Annotated in this window: 24 protein-coding genes, 7 tRNA genes and 1 pseudogene; 22 read left to right on the top strand and 10 right to left on the bottom strand. The window is 72.8% G+C overall.

Translation table 11 applies throughout. From position 1 onward, the window contains the following. Positions 1-166: 166 nt before the first annotated feature. Entirely contained in the window at positions 167-1411 is a 1245-nt protein-coding gene (gene cobA / locus ACIRFL_RS08490; RefSeq protein WP_404025424.1) for a uroporphyrinogen-III C-methyltransferase, read from the top strand. Positions 1412-1509: 98 nt separating this feature from the next. After that, positions 1510-2328 carry a TrmH family RNA methyltransferase gene (locus tag ACIRFL_RS08495; RefSeq protein ID WP_404025427.1) on the top strand — a complete coding sequence of 273 codons (819 nt, stop codon included), beginning with the start codon at positions 1510-1512 and terminating at the stop codon, positions 2326-2328. A gap of 398 nt (positions 2329-2726) precedes the next feature. On the opposite strand, the gene ACIRFL_RS08500 is transcribed toward ACIRFL_RS08495, so the two are convergent. Further along, positions 2727-4136 (bottom strand): protein kinase, encoded by a 1410-nt coding sequence (locus ACIRFL_RS08500; protein ID WP_404025741.1) that lies wholly within the window; start codon positions 4134-4136, stop codon positions 2727-2729. A 196-nt stretch (positions 4137-4332) separates the two neighbouring features. On the opposite strand from ACIRFL_RS08500, the gene ACIRFL_RS08505 reads away from it, so the two are divergent. The 4 genes from ACIRFL_RS08505 to ACIRFL_RS08520 all read left to right on the top strand — a co-directional run bounded on the left by ACIRFL_RS08505 (position 4333) and on the right by ACIRFL_RS08520 (position 6548). Next, a complete protein-coding gene (locus tag ACIRFL_RS08505; RefSeq protein WP_404025428.1) occupies positions 4333-4608 on the top strand; it encodes a hypothetical protein in 276 nt (91 codons plus the stop codon). Positions 4609-4805: 197 nt separating this feature from the next. Beyond that, positions 4806-5003, top strand: a complete 198-nt coding sequence (locus tag ACIRFL_RS08510) for a hypothetical protein (RefSeq protein ID WP_404025430.1) — start codon at positions 4806-4808, stop codon at positions 5001-5003. Between the two features lie 208 nt (positions 5004-5211). Continuing rightward, entirely contained in the window at positions 5212-6186 is a 975-nt protein-coding gene (locus ACIRFL_RS08515; protein WP_404025432.1) for a phosphotransferase family protein, read from the top strand. A gap of 80 nt (positions 6187-6266) precedes the next feature. Then, on the top strand, positions 6267-6548 hold the full coding sequence (locus ACIRFL_RS08520) for a zf-TFIIB domain-containing protein (RefSeq protein WP_404025434.1): 282 nt from the start codon (positions 6267-6269) through the stop codon (positions 6546-6548). Positions 6549-6598: 50 nt separating this feature from the next. Here the strand turns inward: ACIRFL_RS08520 and ACIRFL_RS08525 are convergent. The 5 genes from ACIRFL_RS08525 to ACIRFL_RS08545 all read right to left on the bottom strand — a co-directional run bounded on the left by ACIRFL_RS08525 (position 6599) and on the right by ACIRFL_RS08545 (position 7055). Then, a tRNA-Val gene (locus tag ACIRFL_RS08525) sits at positions 6599-6670 on the bottom strand. A 34-nt stretch (positions 6671-6704) separates the two neighbouring features. Then, a tRNA-Val gene (locus ACIRFL_RS08530) sits at positions 6705-6776 on the bottom strand. A gap of 20 nt (positions 6777-6796) precedes the next feature. Further along, positions 6797-6868, bottom strand: a tRNA-Val gene (locus ACIRFL_RS08535). Position 6869: 1 nt separating this feature from the next. Beyond that, positions 6870-6943: transfer RNA gene (locus ACIRFL_RS08540), tRNA-Cys, on the bottom strand. A gap of 39 nt (positions 6944-6982) precedes the next feature. Next, a tRNA-Gly gene (locus tag ACIRFL_RS08545) sits at positions 6983-7055 on the bottom strand. Positions 7056-7231: 176 nt separating this feature from the next. On the opposite strand from ACIRFL_RS08545, the gene ACIRFL_RS08550 reads away from it, so the two are divergent. Genes ACIRFL_RS08550 through ACIRFL_RS08560 form a run of 3 tightly spaced genes read left to right on the top strand, consistent with a single transcriptional unit; the run spans position 7232 to position 9980 of the window. Further along, positions 7232-8281, top strand: coding sequence for a chorismate-binding protein (locus tag ACIRFL_RS08550; RefSeq protein WP_404025437.1), 1050 nt, complete (start codon positions 7232-7234; stop codon positions 8279-8281). Between the two features lies 1 nt (position 8282). Beyond that, positions 8283-9104, top strand: a complete 822-nt coding sequence (locus ACIRFL_RS08555; RefSeq protein WP_404025438.1) for an aminotransferase class IV — start codon at positions 8283-8285, stop codon at positions 9102-9104. 51 nt (positions 9105-9155) lie between these two features. Next, on the top strand, positions 9156-9980 hold the full coding sequence (locus ACIRFL_RS08560; RefSeq protein WP_404025441.1) for a GNAT family N-acetyltransferase: 825 nt from the start codon (positions 9156-9158) through the stop codon (positions 9978-9980). 62 nt (positions 9981-10042) lie between these two features. On the opposite strand, the gene ACIRFL_RS08565 is transcribed toward ACIRFL_RS08560, so the two are convergent. Further along, positions 10043-10570: a DsbA family protein gene (locus ACIRFL_RS08565; protein WP_404025443.1), complete on the bottom strand. Its 528-nt coding sequence runs from the start codon at positions 10568-10570 to the stop codon at positions 10043-10045. 201 nt (positions 10571-10771) lie between these two features. On the opposite strand from ACIRFL_RS08565, the gene ACIRFL_RS08570 reads away from it, so the two are divergent. Beyond that, the gene (locus ACIRFL_RS08570) at positions 10772-11221 is read left to right on the top strand and encodes a hypothetical protein (RefSeq protein ID WP_404025444.1); all 450 of its coding nucleotides are present in this window, start codon (positions 10772-10774) and stop codon (positions 11219-11221) included. A 177-nt stretch (positions 11222-11398) separates the two neighbouring features. Further along, positions 11399-11551 carry a hypothetical protein gene (locus tag ACIRFL_RS08575; RefSeq protein WP_167345734.1) on the top strand — a complete coding sequence of 51 codons (153 nt, stop codon included), beginning with the start codon at positions 11399-11401 and terminating at the stop codon, positions 11549-11551. Between the two features lie 633 nt (positions 11552-12184). On the opposite strand, the gene ACIRFL_RS08580 is transcribed toward ACIRFL_RS08575, so the two are convergent. After that, positions 12185-12745, bottom strand: a complete 561-nt coding sequence (locus ACIRFL_RS08580) for a CGNR zinc finger domain-containing protein (protein ID WP_404025446.1) — start codon at positions 12743-12745, stop codon at positions 12185-12187. A 248-nt stretch (positions 12746-12993) separates the two neighbouring features. Continuing rightward, positions 12994-13407 carry an SsgA family sporulation/cell division regulator gene (locus ACIRFL_RS08585; RefSeq protein WP_004002642.1) on the bottom strand — a complete coding sequence of 138 codons (414 nt, stop codon included), beginning with the start codon at positions 13405-13407 and terminating at the stop codon, positions 12994-12996. Between the two features lie 191 nt (positions 13408-13598). Here ACIRFL_RS08585 and ACIRFL_RS08590 point away from each other — a divergent pair, with 191 nt between their 5' ends. The 9 genes and pseudogenes from ACIRFL_RS08590 to ACIRFL_RS08630 all read left to right on the top strand — a co-directional run bounded on the left by ACIRFL_RS08590 (position 13599) and on the right by ACIRFL_RS08630 (position 19323). Then, entirely contained in the window at positions 13599-14063 is a 465-nt protein-coding gene (locus ACIRFL_RS08590; protein WP_404025448.1) for a TIGR02611 family protein, read from the top strand. Between the two features lie 126 nt (positions 14064-14189). Continuing rightward, a tRNA-Val gene (locus ACIRFL_RS08595) sits at positions 14190-14261 on the top strand. Between the two features lie 363 nt (positions 14262-14624). Then, on the top strand, positions 14625-15911 hold the full coding sequence (locus ACIRFL_RS08600; RefSeq protein ID WP_404025450.1) for an ABC transporter substrate-binding protein: 1287 nt from the start codon (positions 14625-14627) through the stop codon (positions 15909-15911). A gap of 10 nt (positions 15912-15921) precedes the next feature. Then, a complete protein-coding gene (locus ACIRFL_RS08605) occupies positions 15922-16878 on the top strand; it encodes a carbohydrate ABC transporter permease (RefSeq protein WP_404025452.1) in 957 nt (318 codons plus the stop codon). A gap of 35 nt (positions 16879-16913) precedes the next feature. Continuing rightward, positions 16914-17786 (top strand): carbohydrate ABC transporter permease, encoded by an 873-nt coding sequence (locus tag ACIRFL_RS08610; RefSeq protein ID WP_404025743.1) that lies wholly within the window; start codon positions 16914-16916, stop codon positions 17784-17786. A gap of 10 nt (positions 17787-17796) precedes the next feature. After that, on the top strand, positions 17797-18387 hold the full coding sequence (locus ACIRFL_RS08615) for a hypothetical protein (protein WP_404025454.1): 591 nt from the start codon (positions 17797-17799) through the stop codon (positions 18385-18387). A gap of 39 nt (positions 18388-18426) precedes the next feature. Further along, positions 18427-18648 (top strand): annotated as a pseudogene (locus ACIRFL_RS08620) (hypothetical protein); the annotation flags it as partial. 117 nt (positions 18649-18765) lie between these two features. Continuing rightward, positions 18766-19212, top strand: a complete 447-nt coding sequence (locus ACIRFL_RS08625) for an SRPBCC family protein (protein WP_404025456.1) — start codon at positions 18766-18768, stop codon at positions 19210-19212. Positions 19213-19251: 39 nt separating this feature from the next. Continuing rightward, positions 19252-19323, top strand: a tRNA-Val gene (locus tag ACIRFL_RS08630). 57 nt (positions 19324-19380) lie between these two features. Here ACIRFL_RS08630 and ACIRFL_RS08635 read toward each other — a convergent pair. Further along, positions 19381-20106 (bottom strand): 3'-5' exonuclease, encoded by a 726-nt coding sequence (locus ACIRFL_RS08635; protein WP_404025458.1) that lies wholly within the window; start codon positions 20104-20106, stop codon positions 19381-19383. A gap of 168 nt (positions 20107-20274) precedes the next feature. Here ACIRFL_RS08635 and ACIRFL_RS08640 point away from each other — a divergent pair, with 168 nt between their 5' ends. Both ACIRFL_RS08640 and ACIRFL_RS08645 read left to right on the top strand, forming a co-directional pair. Next, entirely contained in the window at positions 20275-20841 is a 567-nt protein-coding gene (locus ACIRFL_RS08640) for a DUF4365 domain-containing protein (RefSeq protein ID WP_404025460.1), read from the top strand. Continuing rightward, positions 20838-22076 carry a hypothetical protein gene (locus ACIRFL_RS08645; protein ID WP_404025462.1) on the top strand — a complete coding sequence of 413 codons (1239 nt, stop codon included), beginning with the start codon at positions 20838-20840 and terminating at the stop codon, positions 22074-22076. The genes ACIRFL_RS08640 and ACIRFL_RS08645 overlap by 4 nt, the downstream gene beginning before the upstream one ends. The last annotated feature ends 114 nt before the right edge of the window (positions 22077-22190 follow it).

Below are 22190 nucleotides of genomic sequence, written 5' to 3' on the forward strand. Positions count from 1 at the left end.
CGGCGGGGACGGCCGGGAGGCGGGCACCGCCGACCGCGGTGGTCCGGGGTTCAGCTGCCGGACCACCCGTGCGGCCTGCCCCGTCCGCGTCCTAAAATCCGCACGTCAGGGTCGCTCCGGAGCCGTAGCGCGCCCACCGCACCGCCCGCACCAGGAGCCGCCCCTCATGGCCGAACACCCCGCCTATCCCGTAGGACTCCGCCTCGCCGGCCGTCGCGTGGTCGCCCTCGGCGGCGGCCAGGTCGCCCAGCGCCGGCTGCCGGCGCTCGTCGCGGCGGGCGCGGACGTCCTCCTCGTGTCGCCCGAGGCGACCCCTTCCGTCGAGGCCATGGCGGACGCCGGGACGATCACCTGGGTGCGGCGCCGCTACGAGGAGGGTGACCTCGCGGACGCCTGGTACGCGCTCATCGCCACCAGCGACCCGGAGGCCAACACCGCAGCCTCTGCCGAGGCGGAGCGGCACCGCGTCTGGTGCGTCCGTTCCGACGACGCGGACGCCGCCACCGCCTGGACCCCGGCCACCGGCCACAGTGCGGGCGTCACGGTCGCGGTCCTCACCACCGACGCCCGCGGGCGCGACCCCCGGCACACCGCCGCCATCCGCGACGCGGTCGTCGAGGGCCTGCGCGACGGCACGCTGGTCGCCCCGCACCACCGCACCCGCGTCCCGGGCGTCGCCCTGGTCGGCGGCGGACCCGGTGACCCCGACCTGATCACCGTGCGCGGGCGCCGGCTGCTCGCCGAGGCCGACGTGGTCATCGCCGACCGTCTCGGCCCGCGCGACCTGCTCGCCGAACTCCCGCCGCACGTCGAGGTGATCGACGCGGCGAAGATCCCCTACGGCCGCGCCATGGCCCAGGAGGCCATCAACGACGCCCTGATCCAGCACGCCCGGCAGGGCAGGTCGGTGGTCCGCCTCAAGGGCGGCGACCCGTTCGTCTTCGGCCGCGGCATGGAGGAGGTCCAGGCGCTCGCCGAGGCCGGCATCCCCTGCACGGTCGTCCCCGGCATCTCCAGCTCGATCTCGGTGCCCGGCGCGGCCGGCATCCCGGTCACCCACCGGGGCGTCGCCCATGAGTTCACCGTGGTCAGCGGCCATGTCGCCCCGGACGACAAGCGCTCCCTGGTCGACTGGCCGGCGCTGGCGAGGCTCACCGGCACGCTCGTGGTCCTCATGGGCGTCGACAAGATCGGGCAGATCGCCGCGACGCTCATCGCCCACGGCAGGTCCCCCCGCACCCCGGTCGCCCTGGTCCAGGAGGGCACGACGGCCGCGCAGCGCCGGGTCGACGCGACGCTCGCCACCGTCGCCGAGACCGTCCGCGCCGAGGACGTGAAGCCGCCGGCGGTCATCGTCATCGGCGAGGTCGTCGCCGTCGGCCCGCGCCCCGCCGCGGAGCCCGCCGGGTGAGCCCGGGCGCCCGGTGACCGCACCTCCCGAGTAACCGCGGGTAACAGAACCCTTCCCGAGCCGTTGGCAGCGCACCCAGGACAAGGCAGTATCACTCTGTGGCCGATCTCATCACCGTCGAGGACCCCGACGACCCCCGCCTGAGCGACTACACGGGCCTGACCGACGTCGAACTGCGCCGCAAGCGCGAGCCGGCCGAGGGACTGTTCATCGCCGAGGGCGAGAAGGTCATCAGACGGGCCAAGGAAGCGGGCTACGAGATGCGCTCGATGCTGCTCTCGGCCAAGTGGATCGACGTCATGCGCGACGTGATCGACGAACTGCCCGCCCCCGTCTACGCCGTCAGCCCCGAACTCGCCGAGCAGGTCACCGGCTACCACGTGCACCGCGGCGCCCTCGCCTCCATGCAGCGCAAGCCCCTGCCCACGGCGGCCGAACTCCTGCGCTCCGCACGCCGGGTGGTGGTCATGGAGTCCGTCAACGACCACACCAACATCGGCGCGATCTTCCGCTCGGCCGCCGCCCTCGGCATGGACGCCGTCCTGCTTTCCCCGGACTGCGCCGACCCGCTCTACCGCCGCAGCGTCAAGGTCTCCATGGGCGCGGTGTTCTCCGTGCCGTACGCCCGCCTCGACACCTGGCCCAAGGGCCTGGAGTCGGTCCGCGAGGCGGGCTTCACGCTCCTCGCGCTCACCCCCGACGAGAAGGCCGACTCCCTCGACGAGGCCGCCCCGCACCGGATGGAGCGGGTGGCCCTGATGCTCGGCGCCGAGGGCGACGGACTGTCCACCCAGGCCCTGGTCGCCGCCGACGCATGGGTCCGCATCCCCATGTCGCACGGCGTCGACTCGCTGAACGTGGGCGCGGCGGCAGCGGTGGCCTTCTACGCGGTGGCCACCGGCCGCCCCCGCGGTTAGGCCCCGCCCCCGGCCCACCCGACCACGACACCAGCCGCGCGACGACATGCACCAAAGGCTCCAGAGCCACGCCGCCCGGGCAGACCCGGGGCACGGCGCACCGGTACCGCGGCTGTCGACCACGGCGCATCGGGTCCGGGTCATTGCGGTGCCATGGCTTCGTGTTCCGGGGTTGTTGCGGAGCCGCGCCGCTCCGGCTCCCGGCCCACGGTGCCCGGGGAGACCCGGGGCACGGCGCACCGGTACCGCGGCTGTCGACCACGGCGCATCGGGTCCGGGTCATTGCGGTGCCATGGCTTCCGGTTCCGGGGCTGTTGCGGAGCCGCGCCACTCCGGCTCCCGGCCCACGGCGCATCGGGTCCGGGGTCATTGCGGAGCCATGGCTTCCGGTTCCGGGGCTATTGCGGAGCCGCGGCGCTCCGGTGACCGGTCTGCGGTGGCACGTTTCGCTCCTGCGTGCCGACGACGCCGCCGCTCGCGCCGCCGCCCAGGCCGCGTGCGGGGCCCTGACACCCCTGGGCCAGCGCGATGCCGAGCGCGACCAGCAGGGTCACCACGACGAACACGAACAGCCGCTGCCGCAGCAGCCGCGGATTGGCGGGCCGCCTGCCGGTGCCCGTGGGGCGCGGCCCCGTGCGCCCGGCCCCGCTGCGCGGAGCGGGCCTGCTCCCGCTGCCGGACCGCGTCGTGCCGCGCGACGCCGGGGCCGGCCGTGCGCCGCCGGGCCGCGCGGCGCCCCCGCTCCCGCGTGCGGCACCGCCCCCGCGCGACGGTGTGCCGCCCCGCGAGGGAGCCCCGCCCCGTGGCGCCGGCGTACCGCCCCGCGAGGGAGCCCCGCTGCGCGGCGCCGGCGTACCGCCCTGCGAGGACGGCGGGCGGCGCTGGGTGCGCTGCGGCTGCGGGTAGGTCTCGGTGAGCCGGCCGGTGGGCCGCTCCGCCTCGGCGACGCGCGGCGAGGGCGGCCGTACATCGGGCAGGCCCTGTGCCTCGCGGGCCGCGATCTCCTTGAGCCGCAACGACAGTTGGAGCGTGCTCGGCCGTTCCTCGGGGTCCTTGGCGAGGCAGGCCCGCACGAGCGGGGCGAGCGCGTCCGGCACACCGTGCAACTGCGGCTCCTCGTGCACCACCCGGTACAGCATCACCTCCGAACTGCCGTGCCCGAACGGCGAGTCACCGGTCGACGCGTACGCCAGCGTGGCCCCCAGCGAGAACACGTCGGTGGCCGGCGTGACGGCCGCCCCGCGCACCTGCTCGGGCGCGAGGAACCCCGGGGAGCCGACCGCCGTGCCGACGTGGGTGAGCGTGGAGGCGCCGGTCGCCCAGGCGATGCCGAAGTCGATGATCCGCGGCCCCTTCGGGGACAGCAGGATGTTGGACGGCTTCAGATCCCGGTGCACCACCCCGGCCTCGTGCACGGCGACCAAGCCCTCGGACAGGGCGGCCCCGACGGCCGCCGCATCGGCGGCCCCGAGCGGCCCTTCTTCGGCGACCTTGTCGTGCAGCGAGGGGCCCGGCACATACTGGGTGGCGAACCACGGCCGGTCGGCGTCCAGATCCGCCGCGACGAGCCGCGCCGTGCAGCCGCCCCGGATCCGCCGAGCCGCCGAGACCTCGCGCGCGAAGCGCGACCTGAACTCCTGGTCCTCCGCCAGATCGGGCCGGATCACCTTGAGCGCGACCCGCTGTCCCTTCTTGTCGGACCCGAGGTAGACAACGCCCATTCCCCCCGCGCCGAGCCGTCTGTGAAGCCTGAACGAGCCGACGACACGCGGGTCCTCGCGCCTCAGGCGCATCATCGCCATGTTCATCCCCGCTGCCCGGTCCGTGTGACGTGGCACAGCTTACGTTTCCCCGGCCGCCCGCGCGCAGAGGCCGCGCCCTCTCGGCCCTACGGATTGTCGGTGCCCGGTGGGGGACTTGAAGAGCGGTCAGGGACCTTGCCTTCGCGCGGCCCTTGACCGTGTCGTGACTCCAACCGACCGTCACGGAAGGGGGATTGGCCCGGTGAAGGGTGACCGCGTGGAGTTGGTCGTGGACGCCGGGGACATGAGGCGAACCTACGCGGTGGTGGCGGGCAGGGCGGGCCGCCGGGTGGAGACGGCGGTGCGCCGAGGGGTGGTGGAAGTGAGCGAAGTCACCAGAAGCGGCACGGTCGTGCGCACCGTACGTTTCCTGGCGAACCGGGTCCTCGCCCTGGTCGAGCAGCCGGTGCCCCGCGAGGACAACCCGGAAAAGCACGATCACTTCGGACGCCCCCTCCGGGAAGACCCCGAGACGTAGGACCACGTCTCCACCCAGGGGAGTACGCAGCAGGTGACGGCTCATCCTCCCGTAGGCCCGCGAATCGATACGACGGCATGACGTCCCGCGGGCCCCGCCCCCCTAGATTTGAGGTCAAGCGGCGGGTGCAGCACTCGTCCCCCGAGGTCAGACGCCCGCCGCTGCCAAGGACAACCGACACGGTCAGGAGAGGGACCATGGCCTACACGGCACCGCGGACACTGCTCCGCACACAGGGACGCACCGCGTTCCGTCCGCGCCGTCAGGGCCGTCGCCACCCGCTGGTGGCGACGCTCATGGCCCTTCCCCTGGCGGCCCTGCTCCTCGTCGTCTTCGACGGCTGGGAGACGGTGGCCACACAGGCGTCGTCCGTGGGCGTGATGCTGGGGCGCTGACCGGCGACCCCAGGCCCGGAAGAGCGGTCCGGGCGGGGACATCCACCCATGAAACCCCGTGGGGACGGGGGTGCGGCGGACGGCACAAATGCCGGCGCAGCTGGGGAGCTGCGCCGGCATTGCTCTGCCCGCACGCCGCGCGTACGGCCGGGTGCCCGGAGCCACCGCGTAGGCTCACGGCAGCAGCCGCCTGCCCTGAGGAATCTTCGTGACCGTCTCCGTCCTGCCGCCGTTGGCCGCGAAGGCCAGGGGCGCGGCCCACCCGGACGGGACACCGTGCGCCTGCACAGCGGCCGTCACCCTCGCCGACCGCCCCGACGCCACCGTCGTACGGCACGCGGACGTCGTCGCGAAGGCCCACGCCCCAGGCACCGACCGTGCAGGACTGGACGCCCGGCTCGCCGTCGCCGCCCGCCTGCCGGACGTCTTCGTACCACCGCTCGGCACGGCACCGCTCACCCTCGGCGACCGGCTCGCGACGCTCTGGCCGTACGGCACTCCGGTCGACCCGCACACCCCCGACGCGGCGCCTTGGGAGGCGGCCGGCACCCTCCTCGCCCGCCTCCACCGCACCCCCACGGCCGGCCCCGTGACGGCGACCCTCCGGGCGGCCCCCGCGCCACCGCCCATGCGCGGCCCGCTCAAGGCCGCCCGCGCGCTCACCCGCCTTCGCACCGCGCTCACCACGGCGGGCACCCCCGCCGCACCCCCCGTCCTGCGCGCGTGGGCCGCCCTGCCGGCCTGGGCGCGCGGGGCGGCCCCCATGCCGGGCCCCGCCACCCTCTGCCACGGCGACGTCCACCTCGGCCAGTTGGTGCGGCACCCCGCCCCGGACGGTCCCTGGCGGCTCATCGACGTCGACGACCTGGGCGTCGGCGTCCCGGCCTGGGACCTGGCGCGCCCCGCCGCCTGGTACGCCTGCGGGCTCCTCCCGCCCGACGAGTGGACCCGCTTCCTGACCGCCTACCGCGCCGCCGGCGGCCCCGCCGTCCCCGGCCACGGCGACCCCTGGCCCGCCCTGGACGTCCCGGCCCGCGCCCTCACCGCGCAGACCGCCGCCGTGGCCGTCGCCAAGGCGCTGGCCGCGGACCGCCCGCTGGACGAGGTGGCGGCGGCCCTCGTCGACGCCTGTGCCCGAATGGAGCGCGCACCCGCCGAGTTGACGCCCGGTTTCCCGACGTAGGCTGCAACCGGCCGGGGCCTGGCGGAGTCTGTCCTGGCGAACCGCGAAGCAGGACCGACCGGCGAGGAGTTGAGCCGACCATGCAGTGTCCGAAGTGCCATGCGCCGATGCACACCTACAACCGCAACGGCGTTCAGATCGAGCAGTGCAGCGGCTGCCGCGGCATCTTCCTCGACTACGGAGAGCTGGAGGCGCTGACCCGACTGGAGGCCCAGTGGTCCCAGCCGGCCCCGCCGCCCCCGCCCGCCCCGCAGGCGTACCCGGCCCCGTCCGCTCCCGCATGGGGCGCCCCGCACGGCGGGCACGGCCACTACGGCCACCACCGTCACAAGAGCTTCGGCCACATGCTGTTCTCCAGCTGAGCCCACGAAGAAGCCCCCGGCCGTACGAGACGGCCGGGGGCTTCGGTGTGTGGACGATACTGGGATTGAACCAGTGACCTCTTCCGTGTCAGGGAAGCGCTCTCCCGCTGAGCTAATCGTCCTCGGGACCGTGACCTCGCGGTCACGGATCGTGCGTGCGCGATACTGGGATTGAACCAGTGACCTCTTCCGTGTCAGGGAAGCGCTCTCCCGCTGAGCTAATCGCGCGGGGACCCTCGCGGATCCAGTGGACGATACTGGGATTGAACCAGTGACCTCTTCCGTGTCAGGGAAGCGCTCTCCCGCTGAGCTAATCGTCCATGGAGGTGGAGACGGGATTTGAACCCGTGTAGACGGCTTTGCAGGCCGTTGCCTCGCCTCTCGGCCACTCCACCAGGAGTGTAGGGGATCGGGACGAACCCCCGGTTCCTTCGAGCGGACGACGAGGCTCGAACTCGCGACCTCAACCTTGGCAAGGTTGCGCTCTACCAACTGAGCTACGTCCGCTTGTCGTTTCGGTCGGCGTCAGCGTCCCGGCGACGAGTTGAACTCTAGCGGATTCCCGAGCCAGCACAAAAACGCGTTTGCGCAGCGTGCTGCCCTGCGCTCACCGAACGGCATGGTCAGGGCACCCACGGGACATACCCGCATCACCCCGAGGACACCCGCCTAGACTCGACCGCGTGCCCCACCTGTCCCCTCTCGCCCGCTTCGGCGACCGTGTCGCCACCGGTCTCCTCGATGTCACCGACGACCCGGCGGCCCTGGACTCCACGGGCTTCTGGGCGGTCGCGGCCGACTTCGAGGGCCGGTTGACCTGTGCCCGCTTCGCGGACGTCCGGACGGAGCCGGTACCGGCTCCGGTACCGGGGCGGTGGCGGGGGCCGGCGCCCCGGGAGTGGACGTCGTCCCTGGACCACGCCGCGTACACGGCGGCCGTGGACCGGATCCGCAGGCACATCGCGGCCGGCGAGGTCTACCAGGCCAACCTGTGCCGGGTGCTGTCCGCGCCCGTCGCCCCCGACACCGACGTCGACGCCCTGACCGCGCTGCTCGCCCGCGGCAACCCGGCGCCGTACGCCGGAACGATCCGGCTGCCCGGGCACGGGGTGGAGATCGCCACCGCGTCGCCCGAGCTGTTCCTGCGCCGCGACGGCGCGACGATCGAGTCCGGCCCGATCAAGGGCACCGGACGCACCGAGGCGGACCTCCTGGCGAAGGACTACGCCGAGAACGTGATGATCGTGGACCTGGTCCGCAACGACATCGGCCGCGTCTGCGCCACCGGCAGTGTGACCGTGCCCGATCTGTGCGCCGTGGAGAAGCACCCGGGCCTCGTCCACCTGGTGTCCACGGTCCGCGGCCGGCTGCGCACGGGGGCCGGCTGGCCGCAACTGCTGGCCGCCGCGTTTCCGCCCGGCTCGGTGACCGGCGCGCCCAAGTCGAGCGCGCTGCGGATCATCGAGGCGCTGGAGACGGCATCCCGCGGCCCGTACTGCGGCGGCATCGGCTGGGTGGACGCGGACCGGGGCACCGGCGAGCTGGCCGTGGGCATCCGCACCTTCTGGCTCGACCGGACCGGCGCGCCCGGGCCGACGCTGCGCTTCGGCACCGGCGCCGGCATCACCTGGGGCTCGGACCCGGAGGCGGAGTGGCGGGAGACCGAACTGAAGGCGTCCCGGCTGCTCGCGATAGCGTCGGGCGCATACGACCCGAGCGGGGAGGAATCCTGACGTGAAGATCTGGCTCGACGGCGGCCTGCGGGACATCGAGTCCGCCCGGGTATCCGCGCTGGACCACGGACTGACCGTGGGCGACGGCGTCTTCGAGACGGTGAAGGCGGTGCACGGCAGGCCGTTCGCGCTCACCCGGCACCTGGACCGGCTGACCCGTTCCGCGCGCGGCCTCGGCCTGCCCGACCCCGACCTGGACGAGGTCCGCCGCGCCTGCGCGGCCGTCCTGGCGGCCGACCCGGTGCCGCTGGGCCGGCTGCGCATCACCTACACCGCGGGCGAGGGCCCGCTCGGCTCCGACCGCGGAGGGCAGGGCCCGACGCTGGTGGTCGCACTCGGCGAGACCGCGCGCCGCCCCGACTCCACCGCCGTCGTCACCGTCCCCTGGACCCGCAACGAGCGCGGCGCCCTCACCGGCCTGAAGACCACCTCGTACGGGGAGAACGTCGTCGCCCTCGCCCGCGCCGTCCGGCACGGCGCGTCCGAGGCGCTGTTCGCCAACACGGTCGGACAGCTCTGCGAGGGGACGGGCTCCAATGTCTTCGTCGTCGTGGACGGCGAGCTGCACACCCCGCCGCCGGCCTCCGGCTGCCTGGCCGGGATCACCCGCGCGCTGACCGTCGAGTGGACCGGCGCGAAGGAGACCGACCTGCCGCTTGACGTGCTGGAGCGCGCCGAGGAGATCTTCCTCACCTCCACCCTGCGCGACGTCCAGGCGGTGCACCGGGTGGACGGCCGTGACCTGCCCGGCGCGCCGGGCCCGGTGACCGCGAAGGCCATGCGGGTCTTCGCGGAGCGGTCCGCGGACGACCTCGACCCGTAGCGGCGGGTAAATGGGCTGACGCGTGGCGCCGCAGGGGGTAGAAATCCGGTGATGACCACGACCCTGCGGCCGACCGGGCCGCTCCAGCACGCCGCCGACGGGGCGCTGTCCCGGCACTTCCAGGTGTGTGTGAACGGCCGCCCCGTCGGCGGGGTGCACCTCGCCACGCACGAGCTGTTCGGGCCCACCGTGGCCCGGCTCGACGAGCTGAGCATCGACGAGCCGGACCGCGGCCGTGGCCGCGGCACGGTGGCTGTGCTCGCCGCCGAGGAGGTGGCGCGCGGCTGGGGCTGCGAGCGCGTCGAGATCACGGTGCCCGCGGCGGCCGGGGCCGCGGTGCGGCTGGCCACGGCGCTCGGCTACGTCCAGCGCAACCGCCGGATGAGCAAGCGGCTCGGCGACGTGCCGCCGAAGCTGTCGGCGGGCAGCCGGAGCAGGCTCATGACCGAGGCCGAGTTCGGGCCCTGGCTGGAGAAGGCGATCAAGGACTACACGCGGAGCTGGATCGACCGCGGGGTGCCCGCCGACGCGGCGCGCGCCAAGGCGGAGCGGGACCACGCGCGGGCCCTGCCGGACGGCCCGGCCACCGCGGACACCCTGCTCAGCGTCCTGGAGCACGAGGGCACCCCGGTCGGCACGCTGTGGCTGTCGGTCGCCGGCGACCGGGCGTTCGTCTTCGACGTGGAGGCCGACGAACGCTTCCGCGGCCGGGGCCACGGCCGCGCCCTGATGCTGCTGGCCGAGGCCCAGTCGGTGGCCGCGGGACAGCGCGTCCTCGCCCTCAACGTGTTCGCGGGCAACACACCGGCCGAGCGGCTGTACGAGTCGCTGGGGTACGAGACGGTGGAGTACTCGCTGTACAAGAACCTGCTCTGAGGCGCGCTCGGTCATCGGCGGTCACCGGGGCGCCGGGCCCGTTCGCGCGGCGCACGGCGCCGTCAGGTACGCCCGGACAGCAGCCGGTCGGCGATCTCCTCGATCCGCTCGCGCAGGCCCTGCTGGCTCTTGCCGCCGTCCAGGCGCTCGCCGCCGATGACGTACGTCGGGGTGCCGGTCACGCCGATCGCCTTGCCCTCGGCCTGGTCGGCGTCGACGATGAGGATGTGCCGGCCGTCGATCAGCGCCGTGTCGAACTCCTCGGCGTCCAGGCCGAGTTCACCGGCGACTCGGACCAGCAGCGGCTCTCCCTCGCGGTCCAGTTCCGCGACGCGGCCGAGGACCGCCTCGACGTACGCCCAGCCCCGCCCCTGCGTGAACGCCTCCTCGGCAGCCTGTGCGGCGGCGAAGGCGTGCCGGTGCTTGTCCAGCGGGAAGTGCCGCAGCCGCAGCTCCAGCCGCTCGCCGTAGCGGGCGCGCAGCGCGCGGATGTCGTCCAGGGCGGTGCGGCAGTCAGGGCACTGGAGTTCGCACCAGACGTCGAGCACGGGCACGGGGGCGTCGCTGGGCGCGGGAGAGGACTCGCTCATGGACGCCAGTCTTCCAGGCGCGGCCCGCATGACCGAATCGGCGCCGTACGCGGCCGACCGGCACCTGCGAAGGAGACGACCCGGAGATGTCCCTGATCTCGGGCCCGGCCATGGCATCGCGGGGAGGGGACGGTGCAGGATGGAAGGGACGAAGCGCACCCGTGCTTCGGTCTGCCCGCCCGAGCCCGCCAGGAGGACCGGATGATTGCCGAGACCGTCTGTTCCGCCGTGTCCGCGGCCGGCCTGGGCATCGCGGTGGTCACCGCGTACCGCAAGCGATTCCTCGCCGCCGCCCGCATCGCGGCCTACTCGCTCGTCCCCGTGGGCCTGGTGATGACGGGGGTCGTCGGCTGGCTGGCCGACACGGCGTTCAGCCCCACCGCGTGGGCGGGCTTCGGCGTGCTGGGCGCCGCATGGGCCCTGTTCGCGACCACGCGCGCGGTCGAGCGCCGCCGCGGCGGTACCCGCGCGCAGCGCAAGGCCGCCCGTGGATCGCGGCCCGACGCGGTGGCCCCGGCCGCCTCGGCGCCCTCACTTGGCCCGGCTTCCCGGCCCGCGGCCCGGCCCGCGACGACCCGCGGCGCCGACTCCGCCGACTCCACGGACGACTTCAGCGACATAGAGGCCATCCTGAAGAAGCACGGCATCTGAGCCCCGGCAGCCGGCATCGGCCCTGGCACTGAAACGACACAGTCCGTCGGGACCGCGCCCCGAGTGATCATGAGCCGAGCGGATCCGAAACGGACATCACGGAATTCGGCGAACTCCCGCATGATCCGGGCGTGTTGATCGCGAACGGTCCGTCACCTGGGCCATGATCACCCCGAGATGCTGGACACGACACAGAGCGAGGCCGCGCCGCCGAAGGACGAGCCGCGCGGGTGCCTTTTCGCCCTTTCCCAGCCACCGCTGATGATCTTCCTGGCGGTGATCGGGTGTCTGCTCCTCATGGCTGCGCTGCACGATCTGCTGTTGCTGTGAGTCGTACACGCCGGTCCCGGCGCCACCCGCCGGGACGGGCGTCGACGCCACCAACCACCCCTGGGCGGTCGCCGTGCGGGTTCCGGGCCGGCCCCGACGGGGTGGCGGGGCGCACCCCCGACCGAGCGGCCGGCGTCGGAACCACGCCCGGGCACCCAAGACGTGGGACCGGCCGCCACAAACACCCGCGGCGACCGCGGGGCCCTGTGGGACCGGAACCCGAAGCGCGGCCGGGACGGCGGACCAACTGGCACGAAGACCTGCGGCGCTCGGCATCGAGACGAGCCCGGGGGAGCGGCCACGCACGCCCGCGGAACTCGACATCGCAAACTCACCCACACCCACCTCGGGGCCCGGCCCCCGGAACGCGGTCGGGGTGGCGCCGGAAAGCCGGGGCGCGGCTGGGCGGCCCGGATCGGGGTCCGCCGACCGCGCACGCCCGCGGCGACCGCTCTCGAATGCTCACCCGCACAAGCGCGCCGGGCCCGGCCCTCGGACCGCGGCGGCGACCGGGACGCGGGACCCGCCGGCCGCGCACGCCCGCGGCGCTCGGCCTCGAAAACTCACCCGCACCCACCTCGGGGGTGGCGCCCGGAACCCGGGGCGCGTCCAGGCGGGAGCCGCTGGGCGCGGTCAGCCTGTCGCTTCCTTGCGGCGGGCCCGGTACGCGGCCACATGCAGCCGGTTTCCGCAGGTCCGGCTGTCGCAGTAGCGGCGCGAGCGGTTGCGGGACAGGTCGACGAAGGCCCGCCGGCAGTCAGGCGCCTCGCAGCGCCGCAGCCGCTCCTGCTCCCCGGCGACCACGAAGAACGCGAGCGCCATCCCGCAGTCGGCGGCGAGATGGTCCGCCACGGAGGCGCCCGGCGCGAAGTAGTGCACATGCCAGTCGTAGCCGTCGTGGTCCGTGAGCCGCGGCGTCGTCCCCGCCGCCGCGATCAGTTCGTTGATCATCCCCGCGGCGGCCCGCGCGTCCGGGGCCGCGAAGATCCCCGCGAACCGCCCGCGGACCTTGCGCACCGCCGACAGGTCGAACTCGGAGAGCACCCCCACCTCACTGATTTCGTGTTTTCGTACGAAATCCTGGAGCGTGGCGACGTCCGGCAGCCCGTCCGGCGCCGCGTCGTCCTCCGGCACGGTGTTCACCAGATCCACCACCGTGTCGAGCGCGCACCGGGTGTCGTGGGTGATCAGCACGTTTCGCTCCCTGGCGTGAAGGTCGGGCGGGTGCCCGCCGATGGTAGTTGGCCGGTAGCCGGAAGAACGGCTCCCCGCGCATCGCGGTTCCCGTCGGCCCGCGGCCCGGGGGAGCCGCAGAACCGGCCCGGGCACGCCGAAGCCGCCGCCGCGAGGCTCGCGGCGGCGGCTTCGACCACGCCGTATGCGGTTGTCTTGGCCCGAGCCGTCTCCCCGAGTGGACGGCGCCGGGCTGCTTCGAGGGCGGCCTAGCTCTCCGCCAGGATGTGCGAGAGCTCCTGATCCAGATCGAAGTGCCGGTGTTCCGTGCCGGGCGGCACGGCGGCGTCGGTTCGCTTCAGGAAGGATTCCAGGGCCCGCGCCGGGGCCTCCAGCAGGGCCTCCCCCTCCGGGGAGCTGAGGGCGATGCACACGACGCCTTGGCCGTGACTGCGGGAGGGCCAGACGCGGACGTCGCCGGTGCCGGTGGGCCGGTGCAGACCCTCGGCGAGGAGGTCGCGGGCGAACACCCACTCGACGGTCTCCTCGGCTCCGGTGTGGAAGGTGGCGTGCACGGCGTAGGGGTCGGCCGTGTCGTACCGCAGGCCTGCGGGGACAGGCAGGGAGGACTCGCTCGACACAACGAGGCGCAGGTGCAGCTCGCAGCTGACCGTGGTGTTCATAAGCGCCAGGGCCTTTCGCTCAGTGTGCGCTCGGGGATTCGCACGTCGGCGAAATCGACATGCCACCTACGGTGCCGTTGTAAACCCCTCTGAGTGTTTTGCGTGTCTTTAGGTACCTCTTCCGGCCGAGAACCCGACCGAGGGTCACCGCCATTCCGGTGACTGGTTTCACTCGGGTAGGGTTTGGTCGTATGAATACGGGGAGTGACAGATCGGGCGAGGCCGCCACGGTCTCCGGCCCGTCCGAGGCGGAGTCCGAAGTGCCGGGCGCGCCGCAGGAGCGGGGCCTCGGGTCGCGGGCGCCGGAGTTCATCAAGGCGCGCCGCGTGCTGCACGTGAGCTGGCAGGTCGGCGTCTTCGTCGTCGGCCTCGCGGTCGTGGTGGCCGGCATCATCATGCTGCCGCTGCCGGGACCCGGCTGGGTGGTGATCTTCGGCGGCATGGCGATCTGGGCGACCGAGTTCGTCTGGGCCCAGCTGGTGCTCCGCTGGACCAAACGGAAAGTGACCGAGGCGGCCCAGCGGGCGCTCGATCCCAAGGTGCGCCGCCGCAACATCACATTGACGGTGATCGGCCTGGTGATCGTGGCGGTGCTGCTCGCGATCTACCTCTGGAAGTTCGGCATCGTGATGCCCTGGAAGATCAAGGACCAGTGATCCGGCGGCCGGGCGCCACCCCGGCTCCCGGTGCCAGCCCGGCTCCCGGCGCCGCCCCGGCTCTCGGCGCCACCGCGCCATGGTCGGAGGCATTCCCTGACATGGGGTAATCTTCTTCCTGCGCCCGGGCGATTAGCTCAGTGGGAGAGCGCTTCGTTCACACCGAAGAGGTCACTGGTTCGAACCCAGTATCGCCCACCCGGGTCGGCGGCCCGTCTGCGACAGTGCAGACGGGCCGCCGTCGTCTGCGCCCACACCCGCCCCCCGCCCGCCCCGGTGGTGGCCGTCCGGCGCGGCCCGCGGGGCGCACCCGCCCGCTCCCGGCCGCGGATCGTCCGGGCCGTTGCGTTCGGCCGGCCGACCGCACCCGCGCGACCTGCGCCCTCGTCCGGGTGGCGCGGCACCGGCCCGCGAACGGCCCGCCGAGGCCCGGGCGGCGGCCTGAGATATTCCTGTCCGAATCATTGACGCACCCCTGGCCCCTCCGTACCTTGTGCCAGCAAGCGCTTACTTGAAACGATTCACAACGGCGACGACGGCGTCGCGGGGAGGGGTCCGACGGTGGGAACCGACAGGCACGTGGAGCGGCGTACGGTCCTGAAGGCGGCCGGGTCCACGGCCGCCGCGCTGGGGCTGGCCGCGACGACCGGGTGCGGGGGCGGCGGCGGATCCGGAAACGGCACGGTGACGATCCGTTATTCGTGGTGGGGCGCTGAGGAACGGGCCAAGAGGATCAACCAGACCATTGCGCTCTTCGAGAAGAAGTACCCGAAGATCAAGGTGAAGACGGACTTCCAGACGTATCAATCGTTCTGGGAGAAGTTCCAGACGCAGGCCGCCGGCGGAAATCCACCGGACGTTTTCCAGAATGCCGTCGGGTTCCTTCGCAAGTACGACAAGAGAGGCGTTCTCCTCGACCTCAAGTCACAGGCGCAGGCAGGGAATCTGAGCCTCGATCACTTCCGCGCCGGCGTCACGAAGGTGGGCGAGGTGGACGGGAAGCAGCTCGGTGTGCCCGTCGGCTCCAACACCATGTCCCTCGTCGTCGACAAGAAGGTCTTCGAGAAGGCCGGGGTGGAACCGCAGGCGGGCTGGACCTGGGACGAGTACTTCAAGGCCCTGAAGACCGTTCACGACAAGACGAAGATCCCCGGTGACACCGGCTACTTCACCATCATGTACCTGTACGACCTCTACCTCCGGCAGAACGGCAGGGCGTTCTTCACCAAGGACGGACTCGGCTTCGACCAGGCCGATCTGACGGAGTGGTGGACGGACGGCTACAACCGGGTCAAGGCCGGCATCGTCACCGACCCCAAGGTCGTCCAGCAGGACATGCCCAAGTCCTCCCTCTCCGCCGGCCACGGCGCCTCGGAGTTCACCTGGGACAACTTCACCGTGCGCTACTCCGCGGAGGGCGACAGCACCTACGGCCTCGCCCCGATCCCCACCACGGACGGCAAGCACACCGGCCAGTACCTCGCCTCCCTGATGCTCAGCGCCTCGGCCCGCACCTCGCACCCCAAGGAGGTCGCCCAGTTCATCGACTTCATGGTCCACGACCCGGAGGTCGGCACGATCATGGGCTACGACCGGGGCATCCTCGCGAGCACCGAGCAGTACGAGGCGTTCACGCCCGCCGACGCGGTGAACAAGGAGATCGCGCAGTACGAGGCGGACACCGCCGAGGCCGGTGTGCTCGGCACGATCACCCCGCACCCGTCCGGAGCCGACACCGTCGAGGCCGCCTTCCTGCGCATCGGCGGCGACCTCGGACAGGGCAAGACCAAGGTCACGGACGCGGTGAAGCAGTTCTTCACCGAGTCCGAGGCCGCCTTCCAGGCCTGATGGGGGTCCCATGACGCTCGTCAAGGACTCCGTGCCCGCCCGCACGGCACGTTCGGCCGCCCCCGCGCCCGCGGGCCGGCCCGGTCGCCGCCGGGAGAACCTGGCCGGCTACCTGTTCATGTCGCCGTGGATCGCGGGCTTCCTGCTGCTGACCGCGGGCCCCATGGTGGCCTCCCTGTACTTCGCCTTCACCGACTACAACCTGTTCAACACCCCCACGTGGATCGGGTTCGACAACTTCACCCGCATGTTCGACGACCCGCGCTGGCAGAAGTCGGTCGAGGTCACCGCCAAGTACGTGGTCATCGGCACCCCGCTGAAGCTGCTGCTCGCGCTCGGCGTCGCGCTGCTGCTCGCGCAGAGCCGCCGTGGCCAGGCCGTCTACCGGGCCGCCTTCTACGCCCCCTCGCTGATCGGCGCGAGCGTCTCGGTCGGCTTCGTGTGGCGGTCGCTCTTCTCCGACGGCGCGATCGTGGACCGTACCCAGACGTTCCTCGGCTTCCCCGTCGGCGGCTGGGTCGGCAACGCGGACTGGGTGCTGTACTGCCTGGTGGCGCTGACCGTCTGGCAGTTCGGGGCGCCCATGGTCATCTTCCTGGCGGGCCTCAAACAGGTGCCGAGGGAGCTGTACGAGGCGGCCGAGATGGACGGCGCGGGGACGTTGCGGAGGTTCTGGAACATCACTCTGCCGATGATTTCCCCGGTCCTCTTCTTCAACGTCCTGCTGGAGACGATCCACTCGTTCCAGATCTTCGGCTCCGCCTACGTCGTCTCCAACACGTACTGCGGACCGGCCGACGCCACGCTCGTCTACACCTGCTACCTGTACCAGCAGGGGTTCAAGAACGCCCAGATGGGCTTCGCCTCGGCGATGGCCTGGATGCTGCTGCTCGCCGTGGCCCTGGTGACCGCCGTCCTGTTCTGGTCGCAGAAGAAGTGGGTGCACTACGAGGAGGCGGCCCGATGACATCCCCCCATCTGCCTGCTCCGCTCGATCAGCGGATGCCCCCGGCCGCAGGCAGGCCGTGGGCGGCGCACCGCGGGCGCGCGGGTTCCCTCGTCTGGCATCTCGGCGCCCTGGTGATCCTCGCGGTCATCCTCTATCCGGTCGTCTGGGTCATCGGCGCCTCGTTCAAGCCGAGCAAGGACATCATCAACAGCCTCACGCTGTTCCCGGCCGACCCGATCCTGTCCAACTTCAAGGGCCTCGCGGACGGCATCGCGGACATCTCGATCTGGACGTTCTTCCAGAACTCCCTCTTCTACGCGCTCGGTTCCGTCGTCGGCGTGCTGGTCTCCTGCTCGCTGACCGCGTACGCGTTCGCGCGCATCCGGTTCGCCGGGCGCAACCTGCTGTTCTCCCTGATGATCGGCACGCTCCTGCTGCCGTACCACGTGCTGCTGATCCCGCAGTACGTGATGTTCCAGAAGCTGGGGCTGGTCAACACCTACACCCCGCTGCTGATCGGCAAGTACCTCGCCACGGAGGCGTTCTTCGTCTTCCTGATGGTGCAGTTCATGCGCAACCTGCCCCGCGAACTGGACGAGGCGGCCCGCCTGGACGGCTGCGGGCACCTGCGGATCTACTGGTCGATCGTGCTGCCGCTGTGCCGCCCGGCGCTCATCACCAGCGCGATCTTCACCTTCATCAACGCCTGGAACGACTTCATGGGACCGCTGATCTACCTCAACGAGCCCGGCAAGTACACCGTCTCGCTCGGCCTGATGATGTTCCGCGACTCCGACGGCGTCGCCGCCAACTACGGCGGCATGATCGCCATGTCGCTGGTCGCGCTGCTGCCCGTGCTGCTGTTCTTCCTCGCCTTCCAGCGCTACCTGATCGACGGGATGGCGACCTCCGGACTGAAGGGCTGAGGCGATCCCCATGGCGCAAGCACGTGTGAAACCGCGCAGGGAGTCGGTGTTCGCCGACCGGTTCGGCCTGTTCGCCGAGTGCCTGCTGACCGGGGTGTGGATCGCCGTGGCCGCCCTCGGCGTGGTCACGTACCCGGCCGCCTTCGCGGCGGGCGCCCGGCATCTGCGCCGCCGCACCGCGCACCAGCGCGGCGGCCTGCGGGAGTTCGCCGCCGACTTCCGGGGCGCCCTCGGCGGCGGCTGGGCCGTCGGGGTCGCCGGATGGGTCGCGGCGGCGCTGGCCTGGGTGGACGTCCAGGCCGTGCGGGCCGGACTGCCCGGCGGGCCGCTCGTCGGCGCCGTCGGACTGTTCGCGCTGATCGGCCTCGCCGTGGCCGGGCTGCGCGCGGCGGCGCTCTGGGCGCCCGGCGCGAGCTGGCGCACGCTGTTCGCCGGCGCCGCCCGGCGCACCGTCCTCGACCCCGCGGGCTCCTTCCTGCTGATCGGCGGAGCGGTGCTCGTCGGCTGCTGCGCCGTGCTCGTCGCGCCGCTCGCGGTCCCCGTGCTCGGGGCGGTCGCCGCGGCGGCCGTCGCCGTGGAGGAGCGCTACCGCCGCCGCTGACCCACGGTCCCCACCGGCCATGGCCGGCGCCTCCGACGCGTGCAGACCGGCGACGCCGCACTCGCCCGGCGCGCCTGGAGCAAGTTCTACGCCTCCGACGGCTACACCGAGTCGGCGCCGTGGAAGACGGAGCGGCTGACCGGACCGGCCACCCTGGTCCCGGGCAGCGAGGCGAGCTGGGTGTCCACCAACGACACCGCCCTGTACGGCCTGGCCGCCATCGAGAACCTGGCGCTGCTGGGCGACCGGATGCCCGCGTAGCGGAAGGGGGAGCGCCGTCGCACGGGCGGCGGCGCTCGTACCGAGGAGTGTGGCCCACCTCACCCCGTCCGGCATGAGTACGCGTACTCAGATGACCCCCGCGGGCAGACTCCGCCCATGGACTGGAACCACTACCGCTTCCGCAGCCGGTGGCCCCTGCCCGCGCCGCCCGCGGCCGTCTTCGCGGCGCTGGAGCGGGCCGAGGACTATCCGCGCTGGTGGCCCCAGGTGCGCACGGTGAGCCGGCTCGACGACACCACCGGCGTCGTCACCATCCGCTCCGTCCTGCCCCTGGAGATGACGTTCACCGCACGCGCCGCGCGGCGGGACCCCGCCGCCGGTGTCCTGGAGGCCACCCTGACCGGGGACATCGAGGGCTGGGCCCGCTGGACCGTCACCGCCCGCGGCACCGGCACCCTCGTCCGCTACGACCAGGCCGTCGTCGTCGCCAAGCCGCTGCTGCGGCGACTGGCCGTGCCCGGCCGGCCCTTCTTCCGTGTCAACCACCGGCTGATGATGCGGGCCGGCCGGCGCGGCCTGCTCGGGCACCTGGCAGCGGTTTGAACGAATCCCGCGGGGACCTGTATTGTTCAGTGCGTTCCCGGGCGATTAGCTCAGTGGGAGAGCGCTTCGTTCACACCGAAGAGGTCACTGGTTCGAACCCAGTATCGCCCACCGTCCGACGGCGACGGGGCCCGCATCCGATGCGGGCCCCGTCGCCGTCTTCGTGCCTCAGGCCGCCCTCGGCAGTTCCGGACGCAACGGCCAGTCCGTGCTGACCGCCTCGTCGGAGCCGCTGCGCGCGAACCATGCCTGAAGACCTCGGGCCTGCGCCGCGTGCCAGGTCGTCTGCAGCGTGTGCAGCTCGGCCGGGGACAGGCGCTCCAGCCGGGTGGCGAAGCGCCGCCCGAGCGCCCGTACGACGCCCAGCGCGGCCAGCGCGTCCGCGGAGGCCTCGTGCGCGCCCTCCAGCGCCACACCGTAGTGCGCACACAGATCGGTCAGCGTCCGGCGGCCCTTGCGATAGCGGTCCAGATGCTTGTCCAGCACCCGCGGGTCCAGCACCAGCAACGGCGCCGACTCGAACCAGCGGTCCAGCGACGACGCCCGATGGCGGCGCAACTCCCGGTCCAGCAACGTCAGATCGAACGGCGCGTTCATCACCACCAGCGGCCGGCCCAGCGCCGCGTGCCCCGCCAGCTCCTCGGCTATCTCGAACATCACCGGCGCCGGCCAGCGGCCGTTGCGCTGCAGGTGTTCCTCCGTCAGCCCGTGCACCGCCGTCGCCGCCCGCGGCACCGGCACGCCCGGGTTCACCAGCCAGCGGGTCACCCGGGGCCGGGTGCCCGGCGCGTCCTGGACGACGACGGAGGCCGACACGATCCGGTCGGTCTCGACATCCACGCCCGTGGTCTCCGTGTCGAAGGCGGCCAGGGGTCCCTCGTACCAGCACGTCATGCCCACACAACTCCTCGTTCACCCACGGCAGATGACGACCCGTCTTCCGCCTGTTTGGTGATACCCGGGCCGTTTGCGCCGTACGCCGCAAGGAGACAACAGGACTACGGGTCTTTGCAGTTCAGCGGCTCGTTGCGGGAAAACACTTGGCTTGGAAGGCTGTTGGTCATGGCGATAGCGCAGCCCGAGCGGGGCGGGCTGCTGCCCGAACGCACGGGCCCCCATCGCGGCACACTCGCCACCACCGCCTGCATGGAGACACTGCAGGTCGGCTATCTGCACGCGGTCGCCGCCGCCGCGGGCTGCTCGCTGTCCCAGCCGTTCCCGGACAACGGCATCGACTGGCACGTCAGCCACAGCGCGCCCGGACACACCGTCGACGACGAGGTGACCATCAAGGTGCAGCTCAAGTGCACCTATCAGATCGCGCCCAACCCTCCGGGCCGTTCCTTCTCCTTCACCCTCGACAACGACCACCTGCGCAAGCTCGCCCGCACCCCCGTCTCGGTGCACAAGATCCTGGTCGTGATGCTCGTCCCGCGTTCCCAGGAGGACTGGCTGCGCGCCGGCCACGACCGGCTCGACCTGCGGCACTGCTGCTACTGGGTGAACCTGGCGGGCCACCCGGTCACCGGCCGGCACCGGACCACCGTGCGCATCCCCACCGCGCGCATCTTCGACGACCGGGCGCTGTGCGAGATCATGACGCGGGTCGGGACGGGAGGCAGACCATGAGGCACCGTCCGGCCGACGAGCCGCTGCGGGAGGTCAGGCCGCACCCGGTCGACGCCCACGGCCACCACCCGCCCGAGCCCGCTGGGCCCGACCCCGCCACCGTCGACCCCGCGGTGCTCGGCGCCCTGCTGCACCGGCACGGCTGGCAGCGCCGCGGCGGGGCCGCCGGACGGTACGGCCGCTGGACCCCACCGGGACCGGGCGGCGGCGGGACCAGCCTGCTGGTGCCCGAGAGCCGGGACTTCCCCGACAGCGAGGACCTGCTCGGCGAGGCCCTGGTCGCGCTCGCCCGCAGCGGTACGCCCTCCGCGCGCGAGGTGCTTGTCGGGCTCGCCGTGCCCAGCGACGAGATCCACTGGTGGCGGGACGTGCCGAGCGGCCCGGCGGGCGCCACGTCCTGGACCGCCGAGGAAGAACTGCGCACCGCCGCCCGGCAGATGCTGCTCGCGGGCGCGCTTGCCGGCCGCGGGCGCGCGGGCTACTACGGCGCCCGGCACCGCCGGTCGGCCGCCGCGGCACTGGCGGACGTCCTGGTCGGGCCGGCGGCCGGCGGCCACCTGACCGCCTTCGTCCCGGTGGGCACCGGACGCCCCCTGTGCGTGCGCCTGCACCAGGCCCTGTACGCCGCCCGCGAGGCGATCGACTACCGGCGGGCCACCGGCGGCATGGACGCCTTCGACGCGGCCGTCGAGGCCGGCGTCAGCCGCGAGCTGACCGAGGCGCTGGTGGCCCTCGTGCGCGGCGCCGAGGGCGCCCGGATCGCCGTCGCATGGGCGCCCGCCGCCCAGGTCCCCGAGGACTGCGCGAGCGCCGCCGAGCCCGTCGAGTTCTCGCCCGGCGACCTGCCCGTGCTGCGCGAGGCGGGCAAGCGGTATGTGCGCGACGAGCCCGCCGTCCCGGTCCGGGTCACCGGCACCGTGGTCCGCCTGCGCCGCTCCGGCCCGCGCGGCGCGGGCACCGTACGACTGCGGGTGATATCCGGCGCCGAGGTGCCGCACGTCCGGGTCACCCTGGACGAGGAGGACTACCGCATCGCCGGGCACGCGCACCTCGTCGGGCTGCCGGTGCGGGTGCAGGGCCGGCTGGAGAGCCGGGGCGGGTTCCGCCGGCTGTCCGGCGCCCTCGGGGTGGTACCGGTGCAGGTGGACGAGGCCGAGCGGGACCGTCTGATGAAGTCCCTGCAAGAAGATCTCGACTTCTTCGAGGAGGCGTGCAGCGGCGACGACTGCGACTGACCGGGGGCGGCCCCTCACACAGGGCCACCGTTTCGCCGTCGGCGCGCCCGGGTCGGTACGATCCCCTATTGCGCGCGCTCCTGGTACGGCGCCCGCATCCACCAGCAGTCAGGA

Origin of the sequence: Streptomyces sp. NPDC102462, assembly GCF_044765425.1 — a bacterium.
Taxonomy (GTDB): Bacteria; Actinomycetota; Actinomycetes; order Streptomycetales; family Streptomycetaceae; genus Streptomyces.

Excerpts from the sequence above, each read along its gene's own strand:
- cobA (WP_404025424.1), top strand. The coding sequence starts at position 167 with ATGGCCGAACACCCCGCCTATCCCGTAGGACTCCGCCTCGCCGGCCGT.
- ACIRFL_RS08500 (WP_404025741.1), bottom strand. The coding sequence starts at position 4,136 with ATGAACATGGCGATGATGCGCCTGAGGCGCGAGGACCCGCGTGTCGTC.
- ACIRFL_RS08510 (WP_404025430.1), top strand. The coding sequence starts at position 4,806 with ATGGCCTACACGGCACCGCGGACACTGCTCCGCACACAGGGACGCACC.
- ACIRFL_RS08520 (WP_404025434.1), top strand. The coding sequence starts at position 6,267 with ATGCAGTGTCCGAAGTGCCATGCGCCGATGCACACCTACAACCGCAAC.
- ACIRFL_RS08560 (WP_404025441.1), top strand. The coding sequence starts at position 9,156 with ATGACCACGACCCTGCGGCCGACCGGGCCGCTCCAGCACGCCGCCGAC.
- ACIRFL_RS08565 (WP_404025443.1), bottom strand. The coding sequence starts at position 10,570 with ATGAGCGAGTCCTCTCCCGCGCCCAGCGACGCCCCCGTGCCCGTGCTC.
- ACIRFL_RS08570 (WP_404025444.1), top strand. The coding sequence starts at position 10,772 with ATGATTGCCGAGACCGTCTGTTCCGCCGTGTCCGCGGCCGGCCTGGGC.
- ACIRFL_RS08575 (WP_167345734.1), top strand. The coding sequence starts at position 11,399 with ATGCTGGACACGACACAGAGCGAGGCCGCGCCGCCGAAGGACGAGCCG.
- ACIRFL_RS08585 (WP_004002642.1), bottom strand. The coding sequence starts at position 13,407 with ATGAACACCACGGTCAGCTGCGAGCTGCACCTGCGCCTCGTTGTGTCG.
- ACIRFL_RS08590 (WP_404025448.1), top strand. The coding sequence starts at position 13,599 with ATGAATACGGGGAGTGACAGATCGGGCGAGGCCGCCACGGTCTCCGGC.
- ACIRFL_RS08605 (WP_404025452.1), top strand. The coding sequence starts at position 15,922 with ATGACGCTCGTCAAGGACTCCGTGCCCGCCCGCACGGCACGTTCGGCC.
- ACIRFL_RS08610 (WP_404025743.1), top strand. The coding sequence starts at position 16,914 with ATGCCCCCGGCCGCAGGCAGGCCGTGGGCGGCGCACCGCGGGCGCGCG.
- ACIRFL_RS08615 (WP_404025454.1), top strand. The coding sequence starts at position 17,797 with ATGGCGCAAGCACGTGTGAAACCGCGCAGGGAGTCGGTGTTCGCCGAC.
- ACIRFL_RS08625 (WP_404025456.1), top strand. The coding sequence starts at position 18,766 with ATGGACTGGAACCACTACCGCTTCCGCAGCCGGTGGCCCCTGCCCGCG.
- ACIRFL_RS08635 (WP_404025458.1), bottom strand. The coding sequence starts at position 20,106 with ATGACGTGCTGGTACGAGGGACCCCTGGCCGCCTTCGACACGGAGACC.
- ACIRFL_RS08640 (WP_404025460.1), top strand. The coding sequence starts at position 20,275 with ATGGCGATAGCGCAGCCCGAGCGGGGCGGGCTGCTGCCCGAACGCACG.
- ACIRFL_RS08645 (WP_404025462.1), top strand. The coding sequence starts at position 20,838 with ATGAGGCACCGTCCGGCCGACGAGCCGCTGCGGGAGGTCAGGCCGCAC.